The organism is Pseudomonas sp. TH37 (genome assembly GCF_016650735.1).
Classification (GTDB): domain Bacteria; phylum Pseudomonadota; class Gammaproteobacteria; order Pseudomonadales; family Pseudomonadaceae; genus Aquipseudomonas; species Aquipseudomonas farris.
Genome location: NZ_JAEKFD010000006.1, coordinates 236,715 through 257,721, shown reverse-complemented (window position 1 = coordinate 257,721; position 21,007 = coordinate 236,715). Strand labels below are relative to the sequence as shown.

General features: G+C 59.2%; 22 protein-coding genes. 16 read left to right on the top strand and 6 right to left on the bottom strand.

Annotated elements, in window-relative coordinates:
• Positions 1–13: 13 nt before the first annotated feature.
• Entirely contained in the window at positions 14–454 is a 441-nt protein-coding gene (lysM, locus tag JFU11_RS17645) for a peptidoglycan-binding protein LysM (protein ID WP_201061544.1), read from the top strand.
• A 120-nt stretch (positions 455–574) separates the two neighbouring features.
• Here lysM and yrfG read toward each other — a convergent pair whose 3' ends face one another.
• A complete protein-coding gene (yrfG, locus tag JFU11_RS17640; RefSeq protein ID WP_030129609.1) occupies positions 575–1,237 on the bottom strand; it encodes a GMP/IMP nucleotidase in 663 nt (220 codons plus the stop codon).
• A gap of 90 nt (positions 1,238–1,327) precedes the next feature.
• Between yrfG and nudE the strand changes: the two genes are divergently transcribed.
• Positions 1,328–1,894, top strand: coding sequence for an ADP compounds hydrolase NudE (gene nudE / locus JFU11_RS17635; RefSeq protein WP_123721690.1), 567 nt, complete (start codon positions 1,328–1,330; stop codon positions 1,892–1,894).
• Positions 1,891–2,724 carry a 3'(2'),5'-bisphosphate nucleotidase CysQ gene (cysQ, locus tag JFU11_RS17630; protein ID WP_201061543.1) on the top strand — a complete coding sequence of 278 codons (834 nt, stop codon included), beginning with the start codon at positions 1,891–1,893 and terminating at the stop codon, positions 2,722–2,724. The genes nudE and cysQ overlap by 4 nt, the downstream gene beginning before the upstream one ends.
• Positions 2,725–2,893: 169 nt before the next feature.
• Here cysQ and JFU11_RS17625 read toward each other — a convergent pair whose 3' ends face one another.
• From JFU11_RS17625 to rfbC, 4 genes are all read right to left on the bottom strand, one after another.
• Positions 2,894–3,349, bottom strand: coding sequence for a thioesterase domain-containing protein (locus tag JFU11_RS17625; RefSeq protein ID WP_123721688.1), 456 nt, complete (start codon positions 3,347–3,349; stop codon positions 2,894–2,896).
• 40 nt (positions 3,350–3,389) lie between these two features.
• On the bottom strand, positions 3,390–4,784 hold the full coding sequence (locus JFU11_RS17620; protein ID WP_123721687.1) for a sigma-54 dependent transcriptional regulator: 1,395 nt from the start codon (positions 4,782–4,784) through the stop codon (positions 3,390–3,392).
• Complete coding sequence (locus tag JFU11_RS17615; RefSeq protein ID WP_123721734.1) at positions 4,781–6,589, bottom strand: ATP-binding protein; 1,809 nt, start codon at positions 6,587–6,589, stop codon at positions 4,781–4,783. Before JFU11_RS17615 ends, JFU11_RS17620 begins: the two co-directional genes overlap by 4 nt.
• A 106-nt stretch (positions 6,590–6,695) precedes the next feature.
• Positions 6,696–7,241, bottom strand: a complete 546-nt coding sequence (gene rfbC, locus JFU11_RS17610; RefSeq protein WP_123721686.1) for a dTDP-4-dehydrorhamnose 3,5-epimerase — start codon at positions 7,239–7,241, stop codon at positions 6,696–6,698.
• Positions 7,242–7,421: 180 nt separating this feature from the next.
• Here rfbC and JFU11_RS17605 point away from each other — a divergent pair, with 180 nt between their 5' ends.
• The 11 genes from JFU11_RS17605 (at position 7,422) to JFU11_RS17555 (ending at position 18,443) form a co-directional block, all read left to right on the top strand.
• Complete coding sequence (locus JFU11_RS17605; RefSeq protein ID WP_201061539.1) at positions 7,422–10,334, top strand: aminotransferase; 2,913 nt, start codon at positions 7,422–7,424, stop codon at positions 10,332–10,334.
• A gap of 304 nt (positions 10,335–10,638) precedes the next feature.
• Complete coding sequence (gene aguB, locus JFU11_RS17600; RefSeq protein ID WP_008068730.1) at positions 10,639–11,517, top strand: N-carbamoylputrescine amidase; 879 nt, start codon at positions 10,639–10,641, stop codon at positions 11,515–11,517.
• Positions 11,518–11,520: 3 nt separating this feature from the next.
• Positions 11,521–12,627 carry an agmatine deiminase gene (aguA, locus tag JFU11_RS17595; protein WP_123721684.1) on the top strand — a complete coding sequence of 369 codons (1,107 nt, stop codon included), beginning with the start codon at positions 11,521–11,523 and terminating at the stop codon, positions 12,625–12,627.
• 245 nt (positions 12,628–12,872) lie between these two features.
• Positions 12,873–13,085, top strand: coding sequence for a hypothetical protein (locus tag JFU11_RS17590; RefSeq protein WP_008068732.1), 213 nt, complete (start codon positions 12,873–12,875; stop codon positions 13,083–13,085).
• A gap of 303 nt (positions 13,086–13,388) precedes the next feature.
• Positions 13,389–14,060, top strand: coding sequence for a DsbA family protein (locus tag JFU11_RS17585; RefSeq protein ID WP_123721683.1), 672 nt, complete (start codon positions 13,389–13,391; stop codon positions 14,058–14,060).
• 17 nt (positions 14,061–14,077) lie between these two features.
• Positions 14,078–14,473 carry a nuclear transport factor 2 family protein gene (locus tag JFU11_RS17580; RefSeq protein WP_201061537.1) on the top strand — a complete coding sequence of 132 codons (396 nt, stop codon included), beginning with the start codon at positions 14,078–14,080 and terminating at the stop codon, positions 14,471–14,473.
• A 235-nt stretch (positions 14,474–14,708) separates the two neighbouring features.
• Positions 14,709–15,995 carry an OprD family porin gene (locus JFU11_RS17575; RefSeq protein WP_201061535.1) on the top strand — a complete coding sequence of 429 codons (1,287 nt, stop codon included), beginning with the start codon at positions 14,709–14,711 and terminating at the stop codon, positions 15,993–15,995.
• A gap of 232 nt (positions 15,996–16,227) precedes the next feature.
• Entirely contained in the window at positions 16,228–16,974 is a 747-nt protein-coding gene (locus tag JFU11_RS17570) for a 2OG-Fe dioxygenase family protein (RefSeq protein ID WP_123721680.1), read from the top strand.
• A 46-nt stretch (positions 16,975–17,020) separates the two neighbouring features.
• A complete protein-coding gene (locus JFU11_RS17565; protein ID WP_187326451.1) occupies positions 17,021–17,434 on the top strand; it encodes a GNAT family N-acetyltransferase in 414 nt (137 codons plus the stop codon).
• A complete protein-coding gene (locus JFU11_RS17560; protein ID WP_008068738.1) occupies positions 17,431–18,147 on the top strand; it encodes an AzlC family ABC transporter permease in 717 nt (238 codons plus the stop codon). Before JFU11_RS17565 ends, JFU11_RS17560 begins: the two co-directional genes overlap by 4 nt.
• Entirely contained in the window at positions 18,126–18,443 is a 318-nt protein-coding gene (locus tag JFU11_RS17555) for an AzlD domain-containing protein (RefSeq protein ID WP_038978526.1), read from the top strand. The genes JFU11_RS17560 and JFU11_RS17555 overlap by 22 nt, the downstream gene beginning before the upstream one ends.
• Here JFU11_RS17555 and JFU11_RS17550 read toward each other — a convergent pair.
• Positions 18,360–19,286 (bottom strand): LysR family transcriptional regulator, encoded by a 927-nt coding sequence (locus JFU11_RS17550; protein ID WP_201061531.1) that lies wholly within the window; start codon positions 19,284–19,286, stop codon positions 18,360–18,362. The genes JFU11_RS17555 and JFU11_RS17550 overlap by 84 nt on opposite strands.
• A 623-nt stretch (positions 19,287–19,909) precedes the next feature.
• Between JFU11_RS17550 and JFU11_RS17545 the strand changes: the two genes are divergently transcribed.
• Positions 19,910–20,320: an MbcA/ParS/Xre antitoxin family protein gene (locus JFU11_RS17545; protein ID WP_201061529.1), complete on the top strand. Its 411-nt coding sequence runs from the start codon at positions 19,910–19,912 to the stop codon at positions 20,318–20,320.
• Complete coding sequence (locus JFU11_RS17540) at positions 20,320–20,997, top strand: RES family NAD+ phosphorylase (RefSeq protein ID WP_201061527.1); 678 nt, start codon at positions 20,320–20,322, stop codon at positions 20,995–20,997. The genes JFU11_RS17545 and JFU11_RS17540 overlap by 1 nt, the downstream gene beginning before the upstream one ends.
• Positions 20,998–21,007: the final 10 nt, after the last annotated feature.

The window sequence follows — 21,007 nt, the reverse complement described above, 5'->3', positions numbered from 1 at the left end:
AGGAGAGTGCACCATGAGTATTTTTAGCTTTGTGAAAGAAGCAGGCGAAAAACTTATCGATCTGCTGACACCTGGCAATGCGAATGCCAGCGAGCAGCTGAAGGAACACATCAGCAAGGTCGGCCTGGGTAATCCGAATGTTCAGGCGACAATCGAGGGTGACAAAGTCATCGTCACCGGTGAAGTGGCGAGTCAGGAAGAGAAGGAAAAGATTCTGTTGGCCGTGGGCAATATTGCCGGTATCGGCAGTGTTGATGACCAGATTACTGTGACTGGACCGGTGGCGAAGGCCGCTCGTTTCGTTACCGTGAAAAAGGGCGACACCCTCAGCGCGATTTCCAAGGCCGAATACGGCGACGCGAACAAGTACAACAAAATCTTCGAGGCCAACAAACCAATGCTTTCGCACCCGGACAAGATCTATCCGGGGCAGGTATTGCGGATTCCTGAGTAACACAAAACCTGTGGCGAGGGGGCTTGCCCCCGTTCGGCTGCGAAGCAGTCGTAAAGATTCTGGGGCCGCTTCGCGACCCAACGGGGGCAAGCCCCCTCGCCACAATGACCGCGTCAGGCGCTAGAGCCCGGCAATCAACTCCCGATAATCCCCCACCGCCGCAAACTCGGCAGTGTCCTTCGGCCCTTTGCGGCTGTCTGGCTCGCTCACGGCCAGCAGATGCGCCACACCAAAATTGCGCGCACTGCGCAGAATCGGCAACGTATCGTCGATAAACAGACTGCGCGTCGGGTCGAAGCCGATGTCGGCCTGCAAGGCATCCCAGAACTGCGGGTTTTCCTTGGGGAAACCGTAATCGTGGGAGCTGATCAACCGTTCGAAATACGGCGCCAGTTCAATTCGTTCCAGCTTCAATGACAGCGAGTCGCGGTGGGCGTTGGTGATCAGTACCACGCGTTTGCCGGCCCGTTTGATCGCCGCCAGAAAAGTATCTGCATCTGGACGCAGGGCGATCAGGTGCGCGGTTTCCAGTTTCAGTTCGCGCACCGACAGCTTCAGCTCAGCGCTCCAGAAGTCCAGGCAGTACCACTGCAACTGACCGGCATTGCGTTCGAACAGCGGCTGCAATTCCAGCTCCGCCATGGCCCGACTCACCCCATGCAGCTCGGCATAACGCTGGGGCAGGTGCTCCATCCAGAAATGGTTGTCGTAGTGCAGGTCCAGCAGCGTGCCGTCCATATCCAGTAGAACGGTATCGATGTCGCGCCAGGGCAGCAGGGACATAAAAAACTTCTCCAGCGGTAAAAAAGATATCCGAGGTAAACAATCAGGATAGGCCGGGTATAGTAACGCGTTCACGCCAAGGAGCCTCTCATGCGCCAGAAACCCACCGTACTCGCCCGCGAGATCGTCGCCACCAGCCGTTTGTTCTGTGTCGAAGAGCTGAAGTTGCGCTTTTCCAATGGCGTGGAGCGCACTTACGAGCGACTGGTCAGCAAAGGCACCGGCCATGGCGCAGTAATGATTGTGGCGATGCTGGACGCGGAACACGCGGTATTGGTGGAGGAGTACTGCGGCGGCACCGATGCATACGAATTGTCCCTGCCCAAAGGCTTGATCGAGCCGGGCGAAGACGTGTTGGCAGCGGCCGAGCGGGAGCTCATGGAAGAGGCCGGGTATGGCGCGCGGCAGCTGGAACATCTGACCGAGTTGTCTTTGTCACCCGGCTACATGAGCCAGAGGATCCAGGTGGTGCTGGCCACCGACCTGTACGAAGAACGCCTGGAAGGCGACGAGCCCGAGCCGATGGGAGTGGAAAAAATCAACCTGCGTGAGTTGTCGTCTTTGGCGCAAAACCCTCGGTTCACCGAAGGCCGTGCCTTGGCGGCGCTGTATCTGGCCCGGGACTTACTGACTCAACGTGGGGTGTTTTTGCCGTGAACTTGAATTTTCCCCATCCGTTGATGGCGCCAGTCGTTGAACTGGCTTTGAAGGCTGGCGAGGCGATCCTGCCGTTCTGGCGCGTCAACGTTGCCGTGACTGCAAAGTCCGATGATTCTCCGGTCACCGCCGCTGACATGGCCGCTCATCATCTGATTCTGGCCGGGCTGACGGCGCTGGATCCGAGCATTCCGGTGCTGTCCGAAGAGGACGCCAATATCCCCCAGAGCGTGCGCGCCGGCTGGCAGCGCTGGTGGCTGGTCGATCCGTTGGACGGGACCAAGGAGTTTATCTCTGGCAGCGAAGAGTTCACCGTCAACATTGCGCTGATCGAGCAGGGACGTGTGGTGTTTGGCGTGGTGTCGATGCCGACCAACGGGCGCTTTTATGTCGGCGGTGCCGGATTGGGTGCCTGGCGTGGCGATAAAGGTGCCGAGCCGTTGCCGATTCAGGTTCGCGAGATTCCGGCTACGGGTGAAGCCTTTACGGTGGTCGCCAGTCGTCGGCATTCGAGCCCTGAGCAGGAGCGGTTACTCGCGGGGTTGAGCGACAGCCTGGGTGAGCTGCAACTGGCGAATATCGGCAGCTCGCTGAAATTTTGCCTGCTGGCGGAAGGGGCGGCGGATTGTTATCCGCGGTTGGCGCCGACGTCTCAATGGGACACCGCCGCGGCTCAAGGCGTGCTGGAAGGTGCGGGGGGGGAGGTGCTGGATTTGAGCGGTGAGCCGTTCTGCTATCCGGCGCGGGAGTCGTTGTTGAATGAGTTTTTCCTGGCGCTGCCGGCTAAGGCGGCATGGCGGGAAAAGCTGCTGAAACTCGCACGCTCCTGAGTACGCCGTACCCCTGTGGCGAGGGGGCTTGCCCCCGTTGGGCTGCGCAGCGGCCCCAAATCCAGCCACCGCGAAATATCAGTTAACCCCCGTTGTCTGAATGGCGACTGCTGCGCAGCCGGACGGGGGCAAGCCCCCTCGCCACAGGTTCTGTATTTGGTTCTGGTTCCTAGCGGTGCAGCACGTACTGTCCCACGAACTTCACCGCATCCTCTTCACTCCCGGTATTCACAATCCGCGAATGCAGCGTCAACCGCGCCCGCCCATACCGTTCATACATCGTCAGAAACTTCTTCCACACCGCCGCACTCGGTGCCTGGCAAATCGCCGTCGCGTCCATGGTGACCGGCAGCGGGTAGCTGATCTGCCCTTCCTGAATCACGATGTGCCCGTCTTCAATGCCTGCTTCGTGCAAACGCAAATGCAACCAGCCCCAGCCGGCCAACACCGCGCCGCAATACAGGCTGCCACCGAACATGGTGCTCTTGTGATTGACGTTGGCCTCCAACGGCAGATGCAGGCGCAGTTGTTGGTCGTGCCAGTCGAGCACTTTGAGGCCCATCTTCCGCGTGAGGGGAATGTCGTGATGGAGGATCGATTCCAGGTGACGACTGTCGCGGTTCATGCACGGGCCTTTTGTTTGAAGGGGATGATTTTACGGTAGCTCAATCAAGGTCGTCGGTGGGGTTGCTGGCGCCGGCGTCGGCGAAGTTCAGACCATGCTTGCGCAGTTTGTCATGCAAGGTTTTGCGCGGAATCCCGAGCGCTTCGGCGAGGCTGCGCACGGAGCTGTGAGAGCGCGTCAGTTCGGCGGCAATCAGGCTTTTCTCGAAGTTCTCCACTTGCTCGCTCAGACCGCCGCTGACCACTTCAACCGTGGTGCCGACGCCGCCATCCGTCGCGCTGTTGTCCAGCGCCAGTTCCAGGCCCAGGGCAAAGCGTTCGGCGGCGTTCTGCAGTTCACGCACATTGCCCGGCCAGGTGTGACGCAGCAGCAGCGCCCGGTGCCCCGGTTGCAATTCGTGGGGTGGTAAACCATGGCGGGCGCTGGCTTCATCAGCGAAATGCTGGAACAGCATCAGCGCATCTTCGCCCCGTTCGCGCAGCGGCGGAATGCGCAGCGGCGCGACGTTCAGGCGGTAATACAAGTCGGCACGGAAACGGCCCTGATCGGCGGATTGACGCAGGTCTTCCTTGGTCGCGGCGATGATGCGGATGTCCAGCGGGATCAGCTGGTTGCCACCCAAGCGCTCGACGACCCGCTCTTGCAGCAAGCGCAGCAGTTTCACCTGCACGTCCAGGCTCATGCTTTCGATTTCATCGAGGAACAACGTGCCGCCGTTGGCGAATTCGAACTTGCCGATGCGGCGCTTCTGCGCGCCGGTAAACGCACCGGGCTCGTGACCGAACAGCTCGCTTTCCACCACCGACTCGGCCAGAGCCCCGGCGTTGATCGCCACGAACGGGCCGTTACGCCGACTCGACAGATCGTGCAGTGCGCGGGCCACGACCTCCTTACCCGCACCGGTTTCGCCGAGGATCAGCACATCGGCCTTGGTCGCCGCCAGTGCACCGATCTGCTCACGCAGGCGCAGCATCGGCGCCGATTGCCCGACCAGTCGAGCGCTCAGTTCGTTGCGATCGCTCAGGGCCAGACGCAGGCTGCGGTTGTCCAGCACCAGCCGGCGCAGGTCCAGGGCACGACGTACGCTGTCGAGCAGGGAGTCGCTGGCGAAAGGTTTTTCCAGAAAGTCATAGGCCCCGGCGCGCATGGCTTGTACCGCCAGCGGCACATCGCCGTGGCCGGTGATCAGCAACACCGGAAGCTCCGGGTCCTGGGCGTGGAGTTCGGTCAGCAGTTCGAGACCGTCCATGCCCGGCATGCGGATGTCGCTGACCACCACCCCCGGCCAGTCGCGTTCCAGTTGCCCGGCCAGGCCTTTGGCTTCAGCCAGCGGCAGGATTTTCAGGCCTGCCAGGTCCAGGGTCTGGCTCAGGGCCTGGCGCAGGTGGGGATCGTCGTCGATCAACACGACCTGGATGCGGTTGTCGATGGTCATGCACTTCGGTCCTCGGACGGTTGCAGGCTCACACCCGGTGCACCTGCGCGCAACTTCAGGGTAATCAGGGCGCCGCCTTCTTTGTGGTTGGAGAACGACAGTTCACCACCGAAGGCGCGCATCAGGGTGTCGCAGATCGCCAGCCCCAACCCAAGCCCCTGAGTGCGGGTCTTGGTGGTGTAAAAGGGCTCGCCGGCACGACCCAGTGCTTCCAGGCAGAACCCGGGGCCGTTGTCGCGAATGTACAGATTGACGCCGTCGGCGGTGGACTCGGCACTCAACCAGAGTTTACGCGGCGGGCCTTTTTCCGTCAGGGCATCGAGGGCATTGGCCAGCAGATTACCGAGTACTTGGCGCAGGCGGGTTTCCCCAGCCTCGACCCACAGGGTGGCGGCTGGCAGGTCACGGATCAGCTCGACTTCCATGCTGCGCCGACGCTTGGCCAATAACGCCAGCGCGTCGTCCAGTGCCGGTTGCAGGGCCACGCTTTCCGGGGCGTGGCGATCACGCCGGGCGAAGGCGCGCAGGTGGGCGATGATCGAGGCCATGCGCCCGGTCAATTCACTGATCAGCTTGAGGTTGCCGCGAGCATCTTCGGTGCGCTGATGGTCGAGCAGTACTTCGGCGTTTTCCGCGTAGCTGCGGATCGCTGCCAGCGGTTGGTTGAGTTCATGGCTGATGCTCGCCGACATCGTCCCCAGCGCCGAGAGCTTGCCGGCCTGCACCAGGTCATCCTGCGCGCGCACCAGCTCCTGCTGAGCGTGTTCGCGCTCCAGCACCTCCTGCTTCAGTCGACGGTTGAGGCCTTCGAGGTCGCTGGTCCGTTCGGCGACCCGGCCTTCCAGTTCCTGGCGGGCCTTGCCTTCGAAGGCGATCCGCTCCAGGTAATGGCGTCGGCGCTGCATCATCAGGCCGAGCAGCAACATCAAAACCAACAGTGTTGCGCCGCCGATGGCCACGACCGTGCGTACCGGGCGATCGATCAGGGTACGCGGTGCAAGGATACTGACGCTCCAGCCGGTTTCTTCGATCTGTTGCGTTTGGGGCAGCCAGGCGTTGGCGTCGAGATTCAACGGCTTGGGATCGCGGGTCGGGTAGGGTTGAATCGCGGTAATGGCCTCGCGTTCCGCGTCGCTCAATGGACGGGTCGAGCGGAAACGCCACTCGGGCCGTGACGTGAGGATGACCACGCCATTGTGGTCGGTCACCAACAGTTGTTCCGGGGTTTTGCCCCAGAGGCTTTCGGTGTGGTCGAGGTCGACCTTGACCACCAGCACGCCGATGATTTTTTCGCGATCACGTATCGCCGCCGCAAAGAAGTAACCGCGTTTGGCCGAAGTGGTGCCCAAGCCGAAGAAACGCCCCAGACGCCCGGCCATGGCTTCACTGAAATAAGGACGGAAAGCGAAATTACGGCCGACGAAGCTGTCATGTTTGTCCCAATTGGAGGCCGCCAGCGTCTTGCCGGTGGTGTCCATCAGGTACATCACTTCGGCACCGGTCTGGGCGCTGATGTTTTTCAGCAGGCGATTGGCATTGCCTTGAACCACGCCCTCGTCGGGTGCGGACAATGTCGCACGCAGCGCGGGCAACTCGCCGAGGATCTGTGGCAACACTTCATATCGGTGCAGGGTACCCAGCAGGTTGGCGACGTAGAGATCGAGGGTCTGACGGTTCTGCCCGGCCAGTTCGCTGCGGTAGTAACGCTCGGCCAGATGCTCCAGCGGCCAAAGCAAGGGCGCCAGGCACAGCGCGAGCAACGCCAGGCTGCGCCAGCGGGGTCTGCGGGGGAGAGTTGGTGTCATGAGCATCAGGCGCCTGTGGGTACAGATGCATTATGCCTAGGCTTGCGGGCGCAGTCTGCGCACCTGGGATCAAGTGCGCGCTGGCGGTGAAAATTCACACAGGAATTCAGGAAAAGACTTCGGCGTCCTTGAAGAACGCGGCGGACTGATCCTTGGCCGACAGTTTCGGTGCTTCGTTCAGCTGCCAGTCAATGCCCAGGTCCGGATCGTCCCAGCGAATGCTGCGCTCGGCCGACGGGGTGTAGTAGTCGGTGGTTTTGTAGAGGAACTCGGCGAAATCGCTCAGCACCACGAAACCATGGGCAAAACCTTCCGGCACCCAGAGTTGGCGATGGTTGTCGGCGGACAGGCGCACCGCCACCCATTTGCCGAAATGCGGCGAGCTGCGGCGAATATCCACCGCCACATCCAGCACCTCACCGGAAGTGACGCGCACCAGTTTGCCCTGAGTGTTTTCCAGTTGGTAATGCAGACCGCGCAGTACACCTTTTTGCGAGCGGGAATGGTTGTCCTGAACGAACTGGGTGTTCAGGCCGGTTGCTTCTTCGAAAGCCTTGGCGTTGAAGCTCTCATAGAAGAAACCGCGCTCGTCACCAAATACCTTGGGTTCGATGATCAGAACACCGGGCAGGTCGGTGGTGACTACATTCATGGTGTTTCTCCAGCAATAGGCGTGATGGCCGACATTCTTACGCAAAGTGGTGGTTGGTGCGAGTGGTGTGGTGAAGAGAGTTGCGCGGGCATTTGATTCGCGCCAACCAGGAAGGGGGGTTGCGTATCGCCCGAAGCAGTGGCGATATAAGCGCCTAATAAAATTTCAGGGGATCGTTGTATGCCGCTCGCCACGTTGATTCACCGCGCCAGTCTGCCCAGCCCGCAGGTGTCTGCGACGCAAGCGCTTGAGCTGTTGAAAGAGCATTACGGGTTGAGCGGACGATTACAGACGCTTGGGAGCCAGCAGGATCTCAATTTCCGGGTCGACAGCGAGCAGGGGCGTTTCGTCCTGAAAATCTGCCGTGGCGATTATTCGACGCTGGAGCTGCAAGCCCAGCATGCAGGGCTCAAGCATCTGGCTGAACATCCCGGTGTGCAGGTGCCGCGAGTTATCCCGGCCAGGAACGGCGCAGACCTTCTCTCTCTGGAGGTTGGGGGGCAGGCGGTGCACGTGCGCCTGCTTGATTACATCGACGGCCAATCCCTGACGCACCTCGATCATCTAAGCCATTCTGTGGTTGCCGGTTTCGGTCGGCTCTGCGGCGAAATGGACCTGGCGCTGGCCGGTTTCGATCATCCTGGCCTTGAGCGCACCCTTCAATGGGACGCCCGCCACGCCAATGCGTTGATCGCGCATCTGCTGCCGGTGATCAAGGATGAGCGGCAACGAGCGTTGATTGCTGAAGCGGCCGAACAGGCCGAGCGCCATTTGCAGCCCTTGGTGGATAAGCTGCCGGTGCAGGCGATTCACATGGACATCACCGACGATAACGTGGTCTGGCAGCGGGATTCGCAGCGCCAATGGCAGTTGCAGGGTGTCATCGATTTCGGCGATCTGGTCCGAACCTGGCGGATCACCGATCTGTCGGTGACCTGCGCCGCGCTGCTGCACCATGCCGATGGCGATCCGTTCTGCATTTTGCCGGCGGTTCGGGCTTATCACGCGGTCAATCCGTTGCAGCATGAAGAGCTGCTGGCGCTATGGCCGCTGATCGTCGCCCGCTCGGCAGTGCTGGTGTTGAGTGGCGAGCAGCAGGTCAGCATCGATCCGGGCAATGAGTACAGTCGCGACAACCTGACCCATGAGTGGGAAATTTTCCGTGTTGCCACATCGGTGCCGTTGGAATTGATGGAGGCGGCGATTCTTACCGCAGTCGGTCAAAGCCTGCCGAGCATCGGCAGTGAAAGCTTCGCGCCATTGTTGCCGAGTCTGGTTGGGCGTGAATTTGCGTTGATCGATCTGGGCGTGCTCAGTCCGCATTTCGAGGCGGGTAATTGGGAGCAAGAGGGGATCGACCAGCGTCTGCTGACTGAGGCCGCCGCAGCTCACGGTCTAGCGGCCAGTCGTTACGGGCAATACCGGCTGTCTCGCACCCGGCCAGACTGTGCCAGCGAACCGGACACATGCCCATTGCACGTAGAGTTGCGAGTGCCCCATGGCACGGCGGTTGAGTCACCGTTTGCCGGGGTGGTTCATCAGCCGACAGAGGGTGTGCTGCAACTGGATGGCCCGCAACTGAGCGTTCGTCTGTGGGGCGTGACTCCATCGCTGCACACCGGCGCGGCGCTGGTCAAAGGTCAGGTGCTGGGTTCGGTCAGCGGGCCGTTGATCGTGCAGTTGTGTCGAAGCGCTCAGCTAGACGCGCCATTGTTTTGTACGCCTTCGCGCGCGGCAGCCTGGCAGGCACTGTGTCCGTCACCTGCCGTGTTGTTGGGCCTGGCCTGCGATGCGGAAGAAGAGCTCGACCCGCAGACATTGCTGGCCCGTCGTGACGCGAGTTTCGCTCGCTCCCAGAAGCACTATTACGTCGACCCGCCGCGCATCGAGCGTGGCTGGCGCAATCACCTGATCGACATGCAGGGTCGTTCTTACCTCGACATGCTCAACAACGTCGCGGTCTTGGGTCACGGCCATCCGCGCATGGCTGCCGTCGCCAGCCGGCAGTGGTCGTTGCTCAACACCAACTCGCGTTTTCACTACGCGGCGATTGCCGAGTTTTCCGAGCGTTTGCTGAAGCTGGCACCGGACAACATGGATCGCGTATTTCTGGTCAACAGCGGCACTGAGGCCAATGACCTGGCGATCCGTCTGGCCTGGGCTTATAGCGGCGGTCGCGACATGCTCAGTGTGTTGGAGGCTTATCACGGCTGGTCAGTGGCGGCGGATGCGGTTTCGACTTCGATTGCCGACAACCCCAAGGCCTTGAGCAGCCGTCCGGACTGGGTGCATCCGGTGACCGCGCCGAACACCTATCGCGGTGAGTTTCGTGGCGTCGACAGCGCACCCGACTACGTGCGTAGCGTCGAACACAACCTGGCGAAAATCGCCGAGCAGAAACGCCAGTTAGCCGGTTTCATCTGCGAGCCGGTGTACGGCAATGCCGGCGGTATCTCGCTGCCGCCGGGCTATCTGAAGCAGGTCTATGCGCTGGTTCGCGCTCAGGGCGGAGTGTGCATCGCCGACGAAGTGCAGGTCGGTTACGGCCGCATGGGCAAATTCTTCTGGGGTTTCGAAGAACAGGGCGTGGTCCCGGACATCATCACCATGGCCAAAGGCATGGGTAACGGCCAGCCGTTGGGCGCAGTCATTACCCGCCGGGAAATTGCTGAAGCGCTGGAGGCCGAGGGTTACTTCTTCTCGTCGGCCGGTGGCAGCCCGGTCAGTTGCCGGATCGGCATGGCAGTGCTGGATGTAATGGAAGAAGAAAAACTCTGGGAAAACGCCCAGGTCGTGGGCGGGTATTTCAAGGAACGTCTTGAAGCGTTGATCGACCAGCATCCGTTGGTGGGAGCGGTGCATGGTTCCGGCTTCTATCTGGGCGTGGAGTTGATCCGCAATCGCGAAACCCTGGAGCCTGCGACTGAAGAAACCACGGCGTTGTGCGATCGCCTTCGTGAGTTGGGAATCTTCATGCAGCCGACTGGAGATTACCTGAACATTCTCAAGATCAAGCCGCCGATGGTTACGTCGCGTCAGAGCGTGGATTTCTTTGTCGACATGCTGTCGAAGGTTCTCGAAGAAGGGTTGTAAATACATACCCCTGTGGGAGCGAGCCTGCTCGCGAAAGCGGTCGAACATGCAATATTGATGTCGACTGACCCTCCGCTATCGCGAGCAGGCTCGCTCCCACAAGGGATCGCGTTAAATTCGATTATTATCTGGATTAAGTGAGAAATTTCAGACGGAAAGAATATTTACCGCTTTAAAAGCCGATTTTTATCGGCTATAAAGTCGCCATTGCCCACGGTGTGGATGAACCACGCCCGGTGCTGCCTCTTTCTGTCATCGGTCGATGCCACCCTCGACCCTCAAGCACTTGCCCAGGAGATGATTCATGAGCCGTATCGTTACCGTCGCCGCTACCCAGATGGCCTGTTCCTGGGACCTTGAAGCCAACATCGAGACCGCTGAGAAGCTGGTCCGTGAGGCTGCGGCGAAAGGCGCGCAAATCATCCTGATCCAGGAGCTGTTCGAGGCGCCGTACTTCTGCCAGAAACCGAACCCGGATTACCTGCAGCTGGCCACGACCGTTGAAGACAACGTCGCCATCAAGCACTTTCAGAAAGTCGCCAAAGAACTGCAGGTTGTTCTGCCAATCAGCTTCTACGAGCTGGCCGGCCGCGCGCGATTCAACAGCATCGCAATCATCGATGCCGACGGCAGCAACCTCGGGATTTATCGTAAAAGCCACATCCCGGACGGTCCTGGCTACCACGAAAAGTACTACTTCAACCCGGGCGATACCGGCTTCAAAGTCTGGAACACCCGTTACGCGAAAATCGGCGTGGGCATCTGCTGGGATCAGTGGTTCCCTGAGTGCGCCCGCAGCATGGCGCTGCAAGGTGCGGAAATCCTGTTCTACCCGACCGCCATCGGCAGCGAGCCACACGACAAGACCATTTCGTCCCGCGACCACTGGCAGCGCGTACAACAAGGCCATGCCGGCGCCAACCTGATGCCGCTGATTGCCAGCAACCGCATCGGCAACGAAGAGCAGGACGGCTACGACATTACCTTCTACGGCTCGTCGTTCATTGCCAACCAGTTTGGCGAGAAAGTCCAAGAGCTGAATGAAACAGAAGAAGGCATTCTGGTTCACAGTTTCGACCTCGATGAGCTGGAGCACATCCGCAGCGCATGGGGCTCGTTCCGTGACCGTCGCCCGAACCTGTACGGCGCGATCAAAACCCTCGACGGTTCCCTGGAGTCCTGAACCATGACCACTTTGAACAGCACCCCTCGCACCGACGGCTTTTACATGCCCGCCGAATGGGCACCACAGACCCAGACCTGGATGGTCTGGCCCGAGCGCCCGGACAACTGGCGCCTGGGCGGCAAACCGGCGCAAGCCGCGCATGTGGCGGTGGCCAAGGCCATCGCGCGTTTCGAACCGGTGACCGTGGCGGTTTCCGCCGGCCAGTACGAAAATGCTCGTGCCCGTCTCGACGTGCCGAATATTCGTTTGGTGGAGATGTCCAGCGATGATGCTTGGGTTCGGGATACTGGCCCGACGTTCGTCATCAACAACCGTGGCGAAGTCCGTGGTGTGGATTGGGACTTCAATGCCTGGGGCGGTTTCGACGGTGGTCTGTATTCGCCGTGGAACCGTGACTCGCAGGTGGCGAGCAAGATCCTCGAAATCGAACGCAGCCCGCGCTACCGCACCGAAGGTTTTGTGCTCGAAGGCGGCTCGATCCATGTCGATGGCGAAGGCACCCTGATCACCACCGAAGAGTGCCTGCTCAACCGCAATCGCAATCCGCATATGGACCGTGCACAAATCGAAGCGGTGCTCAGTGCAAATCTGGCTGTGGATAAGATCATCTGGTTGCCGGACGGTTTGTTCAACGACGAAACCGACGGCCATGTGGATAACTTCTGCTGCTACGTGCGTCCGGGCGAAGTGCTGCTGGCCTGGACCGACGACCCGCAGGACCCGAACTACCCGCGCTGCCAGGCGGCGATGAACGTGCTGCAAAACAGCACCGATGCCAAGGGGCGCCCATTCACGGTGCACAAGATGCCGATTCCCGGGCCGCTGTACGCGACCGAAGACGAGTGCGCTGGCGTGGATCCGGTTGACGGCACTCAGGAGCGAAATCCGACCGTTCGTCTGGCTGGCTCTTACGTGAACTTCCTGATCGTCAACGGCGGCATCATCGCGCCGAGCTTCGACGACCCGTTGGACGGTCCGGCCAAAGAGATTTTGCAGGCTTTGTTCCCGCAGCACGAAGTGGTCATGGTGCCGGGTCGCGAACTGTTACTGGGGGGCGGTAACATCCACTGCCTTACCCAACAACAGCCCGCGCCGCACAAGGAGTGAGTGAGGTTGTAACAGCCGGAGTTGATTGAAGAATCGATTGAGCAACGATTTAACCTCGTTATTTCACAGAAAGCCCGCAGCCCATCAGGACTGCGGGCTTTTTTGTATCCACTTGTCGACACTTCGAAAACATTGGCACAGCTCTTGTATCTTCGATGGCGCAACATGGGGAGGGAGAGAACTTCGATGTTCTGTCATAAACCTTGGATAAGTTAGCCGCTCACAAACCAGGAGAGAGCGCTGAGATGAACGCCGAAATGAACGTCGTGAGCGAGCGGGCAATGCATCCCCTGGCAGTTAACAGCGAATCGCTCCAGGTCTTGGCGCAGTGGTTGAAGTCCAATGGAACGCGTCAGATCAGGGAACCTGATCCGCGCCGGATGATGATCGAGCGCTACCCCGCTGGTTTATTCAGCGAGGCGGAACTGGAAGCACTGTGGGATGTGATGGAAGGATAAGAAGAAAAACAAAGGATTGATAAAAGCGCTGCCGGGAAGGCGGCGCTTTTTTTATGCCTGTTGAAAAATTGGCGCTTGTCAGGACGTCAAGATCGCAGCCTTCGGCAGCTCCTACATAGATCGGCGTAGGAGCTGCCGCAGGCTGCGATCTTTTGATCTTGCCAAGGCCATCACCTGGCGGAAGAAAAAAGCATTCGACCGATTCATGAAACAGACTGAAAGCCATTCCAGCGTTTTTCCGAAACTGTCTGGGGATTAACCTGCCGGCATTGAGTTTTCCTACTTTGTTGCCGGAGTCTTCCCATGATCCTTCACTACATTTACGACCCTTTGTGCGGCTGGTGTTACGGCGCCAAGCCACTGGTGCAGGCCGCCCAAAGCGTGTTGCCGGTGATCGCCCACGGTGGTGGCATGATGACCGGCGCCAACCGCCAGACCGTTTCGCCACAACTGCGCAATTACGTCATGCCCCACGACCGACGCATCGCCGAGTACACCGGCCAGCCGTTTGGCGAGGCGTATTTTGAGGGTTTGCTGCGCGATGAAACCGCGGTGTTCGATTCCGCGCCGCCGATTGCCGCCGTGCTGGCAGCCGAGCAGATCGCTGGACGTGGTCTAGCGTTGTTGGGGCGTTTGCAGACGGCTCATTACGTGGAAGGTCGACGCATCGCTGACGAAGCTGTTCTGCTGGAACTCGCCACAAAGACCGGCCTTGAACCTGAGGCGTTCCAACAGGCATTTAATGAAGCCGACACCGAGCGCCATATCAAGGACAGTCGCGCACTCTTGGCCAATGTTGGCGGTCAGGGTTTCCCGACCTTCGCGCTGGAACAGGATGGCCAGTTCACCCTGGTCGACATCGGCCCGTGGCTCGGCAAGCCGCAAGCTTTCGCCCAATGGCTGGGTCAGTCGTTTGCGGCGAAAGAGTCTTCATCCGCGTTTCAAACCTGTGGCCTCGACGGCTGCGCCCATTGAACTCAGCTGGAGTCACCATGGATAACCTGAGCCTGATCAAAAGCACGTACGAAGGCGCCAACTCCCAGGAGAATGCGCGCAATACCGCCGCGGCGCTGGCCGATGACGCCCGCTGGACCGAAGCGGCGGGTTTTCCGTACGCCGGGACCTATGTCGGTTTCGACGCTATCGTCGAAAATGTCTTCAAGCGCCTGGCCACCGAGTGGGAAGATTTTCAGTTCAAGGTCGAGAACTACGTCGCACAGGGCGACAAGGTGTTTGCCTACGGTAATTACAGCGGCATCTACAAAGCCACCGGCCGCCCGATGAATGCTCGGGTCGCTCACTTGTGGACCTTGGTTAACGGCAAAGTCACGCATTTCGAACAATTCGTCGACAGCCACACCGTGCAATTGGCTATCGCTGACAAGTGATTTCTTAGACGATTTTCGCTTATTTACAGACGATTCCTGAAATTGACACCTTATTAAGGGCGCGGATAGGATGCGCCCCACGCCTGTGGCTAACCGCCATGACTCACAAAACAATAAAGGGCCCGCCGCGAATTTTCGTGGGCGGGCCTTTTTGTTTTTGAGTGAAAAAAGAGCGCGATAGCGCCATTTCAGTTGTTCGACACAGCGCGTATCAACCCGTAATAAGGAAAATAACATGTTGAACAAGCGAATCAGCCTGATCGCACTGGGGATGTTGAGCGCCACACAGGCCATGGCTAACGACCAGGCCGAGTCCAAGGGTTTTGTTGAAGACAGCAGCCTCAAAGTGCTGCTGCGCAACGCCTATATCAATCGTGACTATAAAGACGGCAACCAGGACAAAGCCGAATGGGGCCAAGCGGCCATCGGTACTTTCTCGTCCGGTTTCACCCAAGGCACCGTTGGTGTCGGTGTGGATGCTTTCGGTCTGTACGCACTGCGTCTGGACGGCGGCAAGGGCCGCAGCGGCGCCGGTGGTATCGACTTCTTCAAGCAGGGCGATAGCGGCAACGCAGCTGACGACCTGTCGAAGGGTGGCGCGGCAGTCAAGTTCCGCCTCTCCAGCACCACGCTGACCTATGGCAATCAGATGCCGGCCCTGCCGGTGCTGAACTACGACAACTCGCGCCTGCTGCCGGAAAGCTACACCGGCACCCTGATCACCTCCAAGGAGATCAAAGGCCTGGAGCTGAACGCCGGTCGCTTCACCGCCGAATCGCGTAAAAGTGCTGAAGGCCGTGACAGCGGTGGCTTGAAGTCGATCAACGTGTTGGGCGGTAGCTACCAGTTCACCGAACAGTTCAAGGCTGCGCTGTACGCGTCCGACGTCGAAGATGTGCTGAAGAAGCAATACGTGAACGCCAACTACGTGTTCCCGATCGACAAGGATCAGTCCCTGACCCTGGACTTCAACGGCTACCGCACCAAGCTGGACGATTCCTACGTCCGCGAAAGCGGTGCTACCGGCGACGACAACAAGATCTGGAGCCTGGCAGCGACCTTCGCCACGGGCCCGCACTCGTTCACTCTCGCTCACCAACGCAGCACCGGCGACAGCAACCTGGGCTACGCCTACGGCGGCTACCAGAAGGATCAAGGTCGCGTCGGCGACGGCGGTAACACCATCTACCTGGCGAACTCCTACTGGTCCGACTTCAACGCCGAAGACGAACGCAGCTGGCAGTTGGGCTACGGTCTGGACTTCCGCGCTTTCGGCATTCCTGGCCTGAGCTACAACTTCGCCTATGTTCGCGGTGACAACATCACCACCTCCACCAGCGAAGGCGGCACCGAGCGCGAGATCTTCAACCAGTTCAAGTACGTCGTGCAAAGTGGCCCGGCCAAAGACCTGAGCGTGAAGGTACGCAGCTCGATCCTGCGCGTGTCGCAGAAATCCAGCGAGTACAACGTCAGCGGCAACGAACTGCGCGTGTTCGTGGATTACCCGATCAACATCTTCTGATGATCGTCTGAGTTGTTCAGACTCGATAAAAACCCCGACTGGTTCGGGGTTTTTTTCCGCCTTGTGACCGTAAGAACATACGAAAAATGGCTGTTTTCGATCGCAAAAAGTCAAATTAAAGCAACTTCATACTGCGTTTCAATCAACGCTTGATATGCCTGAAATTCTTTCTCATGGGCCGCAAATCCTGCACCTACTAGATTAAGCCGCTAAATGCAGTGGAGACCTAGTAATGATCGTTTTGAACAGAGAAGTTGGCGAATCGCTACGGCGCGACAAGTATGTCAACGTCCAGGGAGCCGACTTCAATCTCTTCGGTCATTTTTCCGACTTCGTCAGATTGACCAAAAGTTGGGAAAGCATGGAGCCGGACAGTTATTACGGCCAGGCCGATGCGGGCATGCGTTTCCGTCGTTACAGCGATTTCGAATACAACCCGGTCACCCGTGACTTGACGCAGCTGGAACACCGCGCCTACGTGCAATCGAAGGCCAACAACAGCTATGTCGGCGGGCTGGAGCGGCACTTCCAGGACTTCTCCAATGAAGTCATCAATTCGCCGGTGATGCGCAGCCTCATCGATGCGGATTTCGAGGTGTACAAAAACGTACTGCCGCCGGAGTTGCACGACGAAATCTGGCAATGCCAGATCCATCAGATCCGCATCGAGATCAAGCCGGGCAAGCAACTGGAAATTACCCCTGAAGGTATTCACTGCGACGGTTATCCGTTCAGCGGTGTGCATTTCTGGGGCCGCAACAACGTGGATGGGGCCGAGAGCCGTTTGTATTCGGCCCAAGAGGAACCATTGGCGGCGACGACCTATCTGGAAATCCTCGACACCACCTACTTCCTCGATCGCGACATGCGTCACTACGTGACACCGGCACGCAACACCCACGCTCACGAAATGGCCTATCGGCAGATTCTGGCCATTTCCTTCTCGCGGCCCGGGACCGCTTTTGACATTGTTCGCTGAACAGCTAGACCCCATGATGCACATCGCCGAGTGCGCTGCACCGGTGATGTTGCAGCGCGCGATGGCCAAGGATGCCCAACGTCTGGAACGCTTCTTTCGGCAATTCGAAGAAGTGTCATTCTGTGAATGGCAGGACGCCAAATGCCTGCGCGGTGTGTTGGAGCAGAAAACCACCACCGCGTTCCTCGCGCTCGATGTCTGCGGCGAAGTGGTCGGCGCGGTGTTGGGTGGCATGCTCGGCAGCCGCGGCACCATCAATCACCTGGCGGTGAGCCCGGTGTATCGCAGCCAGGGCGTTGGTCAGCGCCTGGTGGAAGCGGCTTCGGCAGACATGAAACGAGTCGGTGTGCTGCGGATGTTCCTGTTCGTCGACGATGCTAACCTTGCCGGCAAACGTTTTTGGAGTGCTCAAGGCTTTTGCGAGCCGAGCGGCGAAACTACCTTTGAGAGGGACCTATGAATGAGACGTCCAGCAGCCAGCCGCTGATGGTCGAGCCCCAGCCCTCGCGCACGTTCGCTGAAGCCAGCCCGGTTATTGCGGGCTACTTCACGGTGTCGTTTGTGTTCGGTTTGATGGCCGTCAATGCCGGATTGCCAGTGTGGCTGCCGGTCGCGATGTGCCTGTTCGTCTACGCCGGTGCCTCGCAGTTCGCCGCCCTGGCGCTGATCTCCAGCGGCGCGTCACTGACCACCATCATCCTCACCACGTTTCTGATCAACGCGCGGCACATGCTGATGTCGGTCTACATGGCCAAGGCCTTGCAGGCGATGGGGCTCAGTCGTCTCGAGCGCTGGTGTTATGCCGGCGGGCTGACCGATGAATCGTTCGCCTTCCACAGCGTCAAACTGGGCAAGGGCACGCCGGTCAATGTGCGTTACCTGATCGGCTTCAATCTGTATTGCCACACGTCGTGGGTGCTGGGCGGTTTGCTGGGAGCAATTTGCGCGCAGTACGCGGCGCACCTGATCAAATATCAGCTCGACTATGCGCTGACCGCGATGATGCTCTACGTGCTGGTATCGCTGTGCAACACCCGTAACAAACTGATCGCCGCACTGGCCGCGGTCGCCTGCATGGGTGTCCTGAGCCTGATCGGCAGCTCACCCTTCAACGTGTTCATCGCCACATTTGTGGGCTGCGGGGTGGGTGTATGCCTGACCAAACGTTCCTGATCCTGGTCGTCGTGCTGATGATGGCCGTGACGTTCCTGCCGCGCGCGTTGCCGCTGCAGGTGAGCACCGATCATTGGCCACCCCTGGTCGCCCGGGCGCTGGAATACCTGCCGGTGGCGATCGTCGCTGCAATCAGCCTTACGCCGCTGTTGATCAAGGATCAGCAGGTGCAGCTCGATCGCCCGGAATTTTATGCAGCCATTCCGACGTTGTTATGTGCGTATTTCAGCAAAAACCTCTTTCTCAGCGTAGCGGTGGGAACGGCTGCGTACATCGCGCTCGGGTCGTTCATGTAGCGACAGAGCGACTACGTCGTTCAGGGCCTGGCCCGACAACTCGGAGTTATTGACCGCCAGCCGCACTTCGAGGGAGTCCTCGAAACCCGGGAAAATGGTCAAGCCATTACGCAGGGCCGCCTCACGGGAAACCATGCCGAGGCCGTCCATTTGCGTGATCAACGACAGGGTCAGGGTCTCGCTGCAGGAATAGATCATCCGCTTGCCTGACTCGTAATTACCAAGGCCAGCGTCGAGAAAGCGCAAGAAGCTGTGGGAATACGGACAATCGTCGGCAGGACGAACCTGAAACTTATTGCCGAGCAGCATCAGCGGATCGTTTTCCTGACCGCAATGAGCACCGACCACCTGCACCTGTACATGGGGCAGGGCAATGCTGGGTAATCCCGGCTGCTGCGGCCCGATCAGCACGGCCAGGTCGAAGTCCTCATTCTTCAACTTGCTGAGGTTTTCCATCGACTCGGCGTAGCTGAATTCCAGTTGATAATCAGGAAAAACCTCAATGAGGCGTCCGATCATGCGCCGGTTGAAGTCGGCCGAGAGCGTGGTGTTAAGTGCAACCTTGAGCGTGCGCTGCCCCGGCACCTTGAGCGCGGCGGCTTTTTCTTCCAGTTGCCGCGTAGCGACCAACACTTTGTCCATGTAGGGCGTGAGCTCCGTGCCCTGCGTTGTCAGAGTCAGCCCCTTGTTGGAGCGACGAAACAACCGAAAACCGAACTGCTCTTCGACCTTGTTCAACTGCGCGGCCAATGCCTGCACGGTCAAACAGGAATGCTCTGCCGCCGCCGACAATGAGCCGGTCTGCACAATGCGCATGAGGTTACGTAAGGTTCTGCTATCCATTTGGGTAATGCCCTCTAAAGTGGGCTGGCTATTGTTGTGTACTGATCGCCCCGGTGGGCGTCGGTCGCGTGCTGGCTATGATCCTGCACCTGAGCATGCTTGTCCCGAGTTTAGTAGCGAAATGATTCTGCGTCCGATGGCTGGAGGCTTACACAGGATTGGGGTTTTTGGTGGGGCGTAGGTGATCGGGGTCAGAAAATGGCCCGGAAGGGGGATGTGTGGGTGTTTTCTGGATATCAGCGAAACCTTTTTCCAAGGCAAAAAAAAGCAGCCTGATCAGGCTGCTTTCATGAATAGGTGCTTGATATTGTGCTCCCTCAAGCAGGGGAGGAGAGGTTTACCCGAGCGCTGATTTTCAGGTCATCAACGGGGCTCCTACATCGACTATCGCCACCTGAAGGCAGTCGGTTTCGCGCTCTCGATTAAATTGTCTGCCCCTGTATGGCGGGTGTCAACGGGTGTCTTTGACCGTGTGTCGGAGTTTTTTAGTCTGCGAAAAAGCTGCGCGAAGTTCTTTTCGGAAAAGGGGAATAGGTCGATACGTTTACGAATTAAAATTTCATATTTGTTCGCATCTGTACTAGTCTGAAATCAACACATCGCATATCCAAGGAGGCCATCCCATGCCTGCCTCAACCATCGCCCTCAGCCCACAGCAACAACTCGAGACTCCCGAAGCCGGTCGAGTCGCGCTGAAGTTCTTCTTCAATCTCATGGAACGCTGGGGCTGCACCGCCGAGCAACAACGCACTCTTTTGGGCAAAGTCGGCAACACCACTTTCTACAAGTACAAACACCTGCCGCCCAACGTGCGTCTGCCCCACGACACCCTGGAGCGCATCTCGTATTTGATGGGCATCCACAAAGCGTTGAGCATCATCTTCAGCAACAGCCACGAGCGCGCCTACACCTGGGTCAGCAGCCCCAACACCGCCGCGCCGTTCAATGGCCAGTCGGCGCTGTCCTACATGCTGGCCGGCCGCGTAGTCGACATCGCTGACGTGCGCCGCTACCTCGACGGAGTGCGCGGTTGATGGCGCCAGAGGTGGCCGACCCGCAATGGCCGCGGGCTTATCGGATCGTTAACAGCTGCTTCCCGCCGATCTCGTTGTTCGAAGACGTGCTCGACCCCGAAGACCTGCCCACCGCCTACGCGCTGGAAGCCCTGACCAACGATCGGCTGATGGAAGAAGCCGGCGTACTCGCCCGCGTGCGCCCCGAAGACCGCGTCTCCGGCCCTGGCTCCACACCGGTCATGGCCGCGTTCACCCACATCGGCAAAACCAGCCGCTTCACCGATGGCACCTTCGGCGTCTACTACGCCGCCAGCAGCCAGGCCGCCGCCATCGCCGAGACGAGCTATCACCAGGAACGCTTCCTCGCCGCGACCAACGAACCGGACCTCGAGTTGACCATGCGCACCTACGTCAACCGGGTCGTCAAACCGCTGCATGACATCCGTGGCGACTACCCACACCTGCACGACCCAGATCCCAACGCCTACGGCCCGGCCCAGGCCTTCGCCCGCCAACTGCGTGAAACCCTGTCCTGGGGATTGCTTTACAACAGCGTTCGTTTGCCGGGTCATGAATGTGTTGCCGCGTTTCGGCCGCCGGCCGTGTCCATTCCGAAGCAAGGGAAGCACATTCGGTATGTGTGGAGTGCGGGCAGTCGGAAGATCTCGTTTGTGTTTGAAGTTAGTGAGATGTGAGCTCAACGAA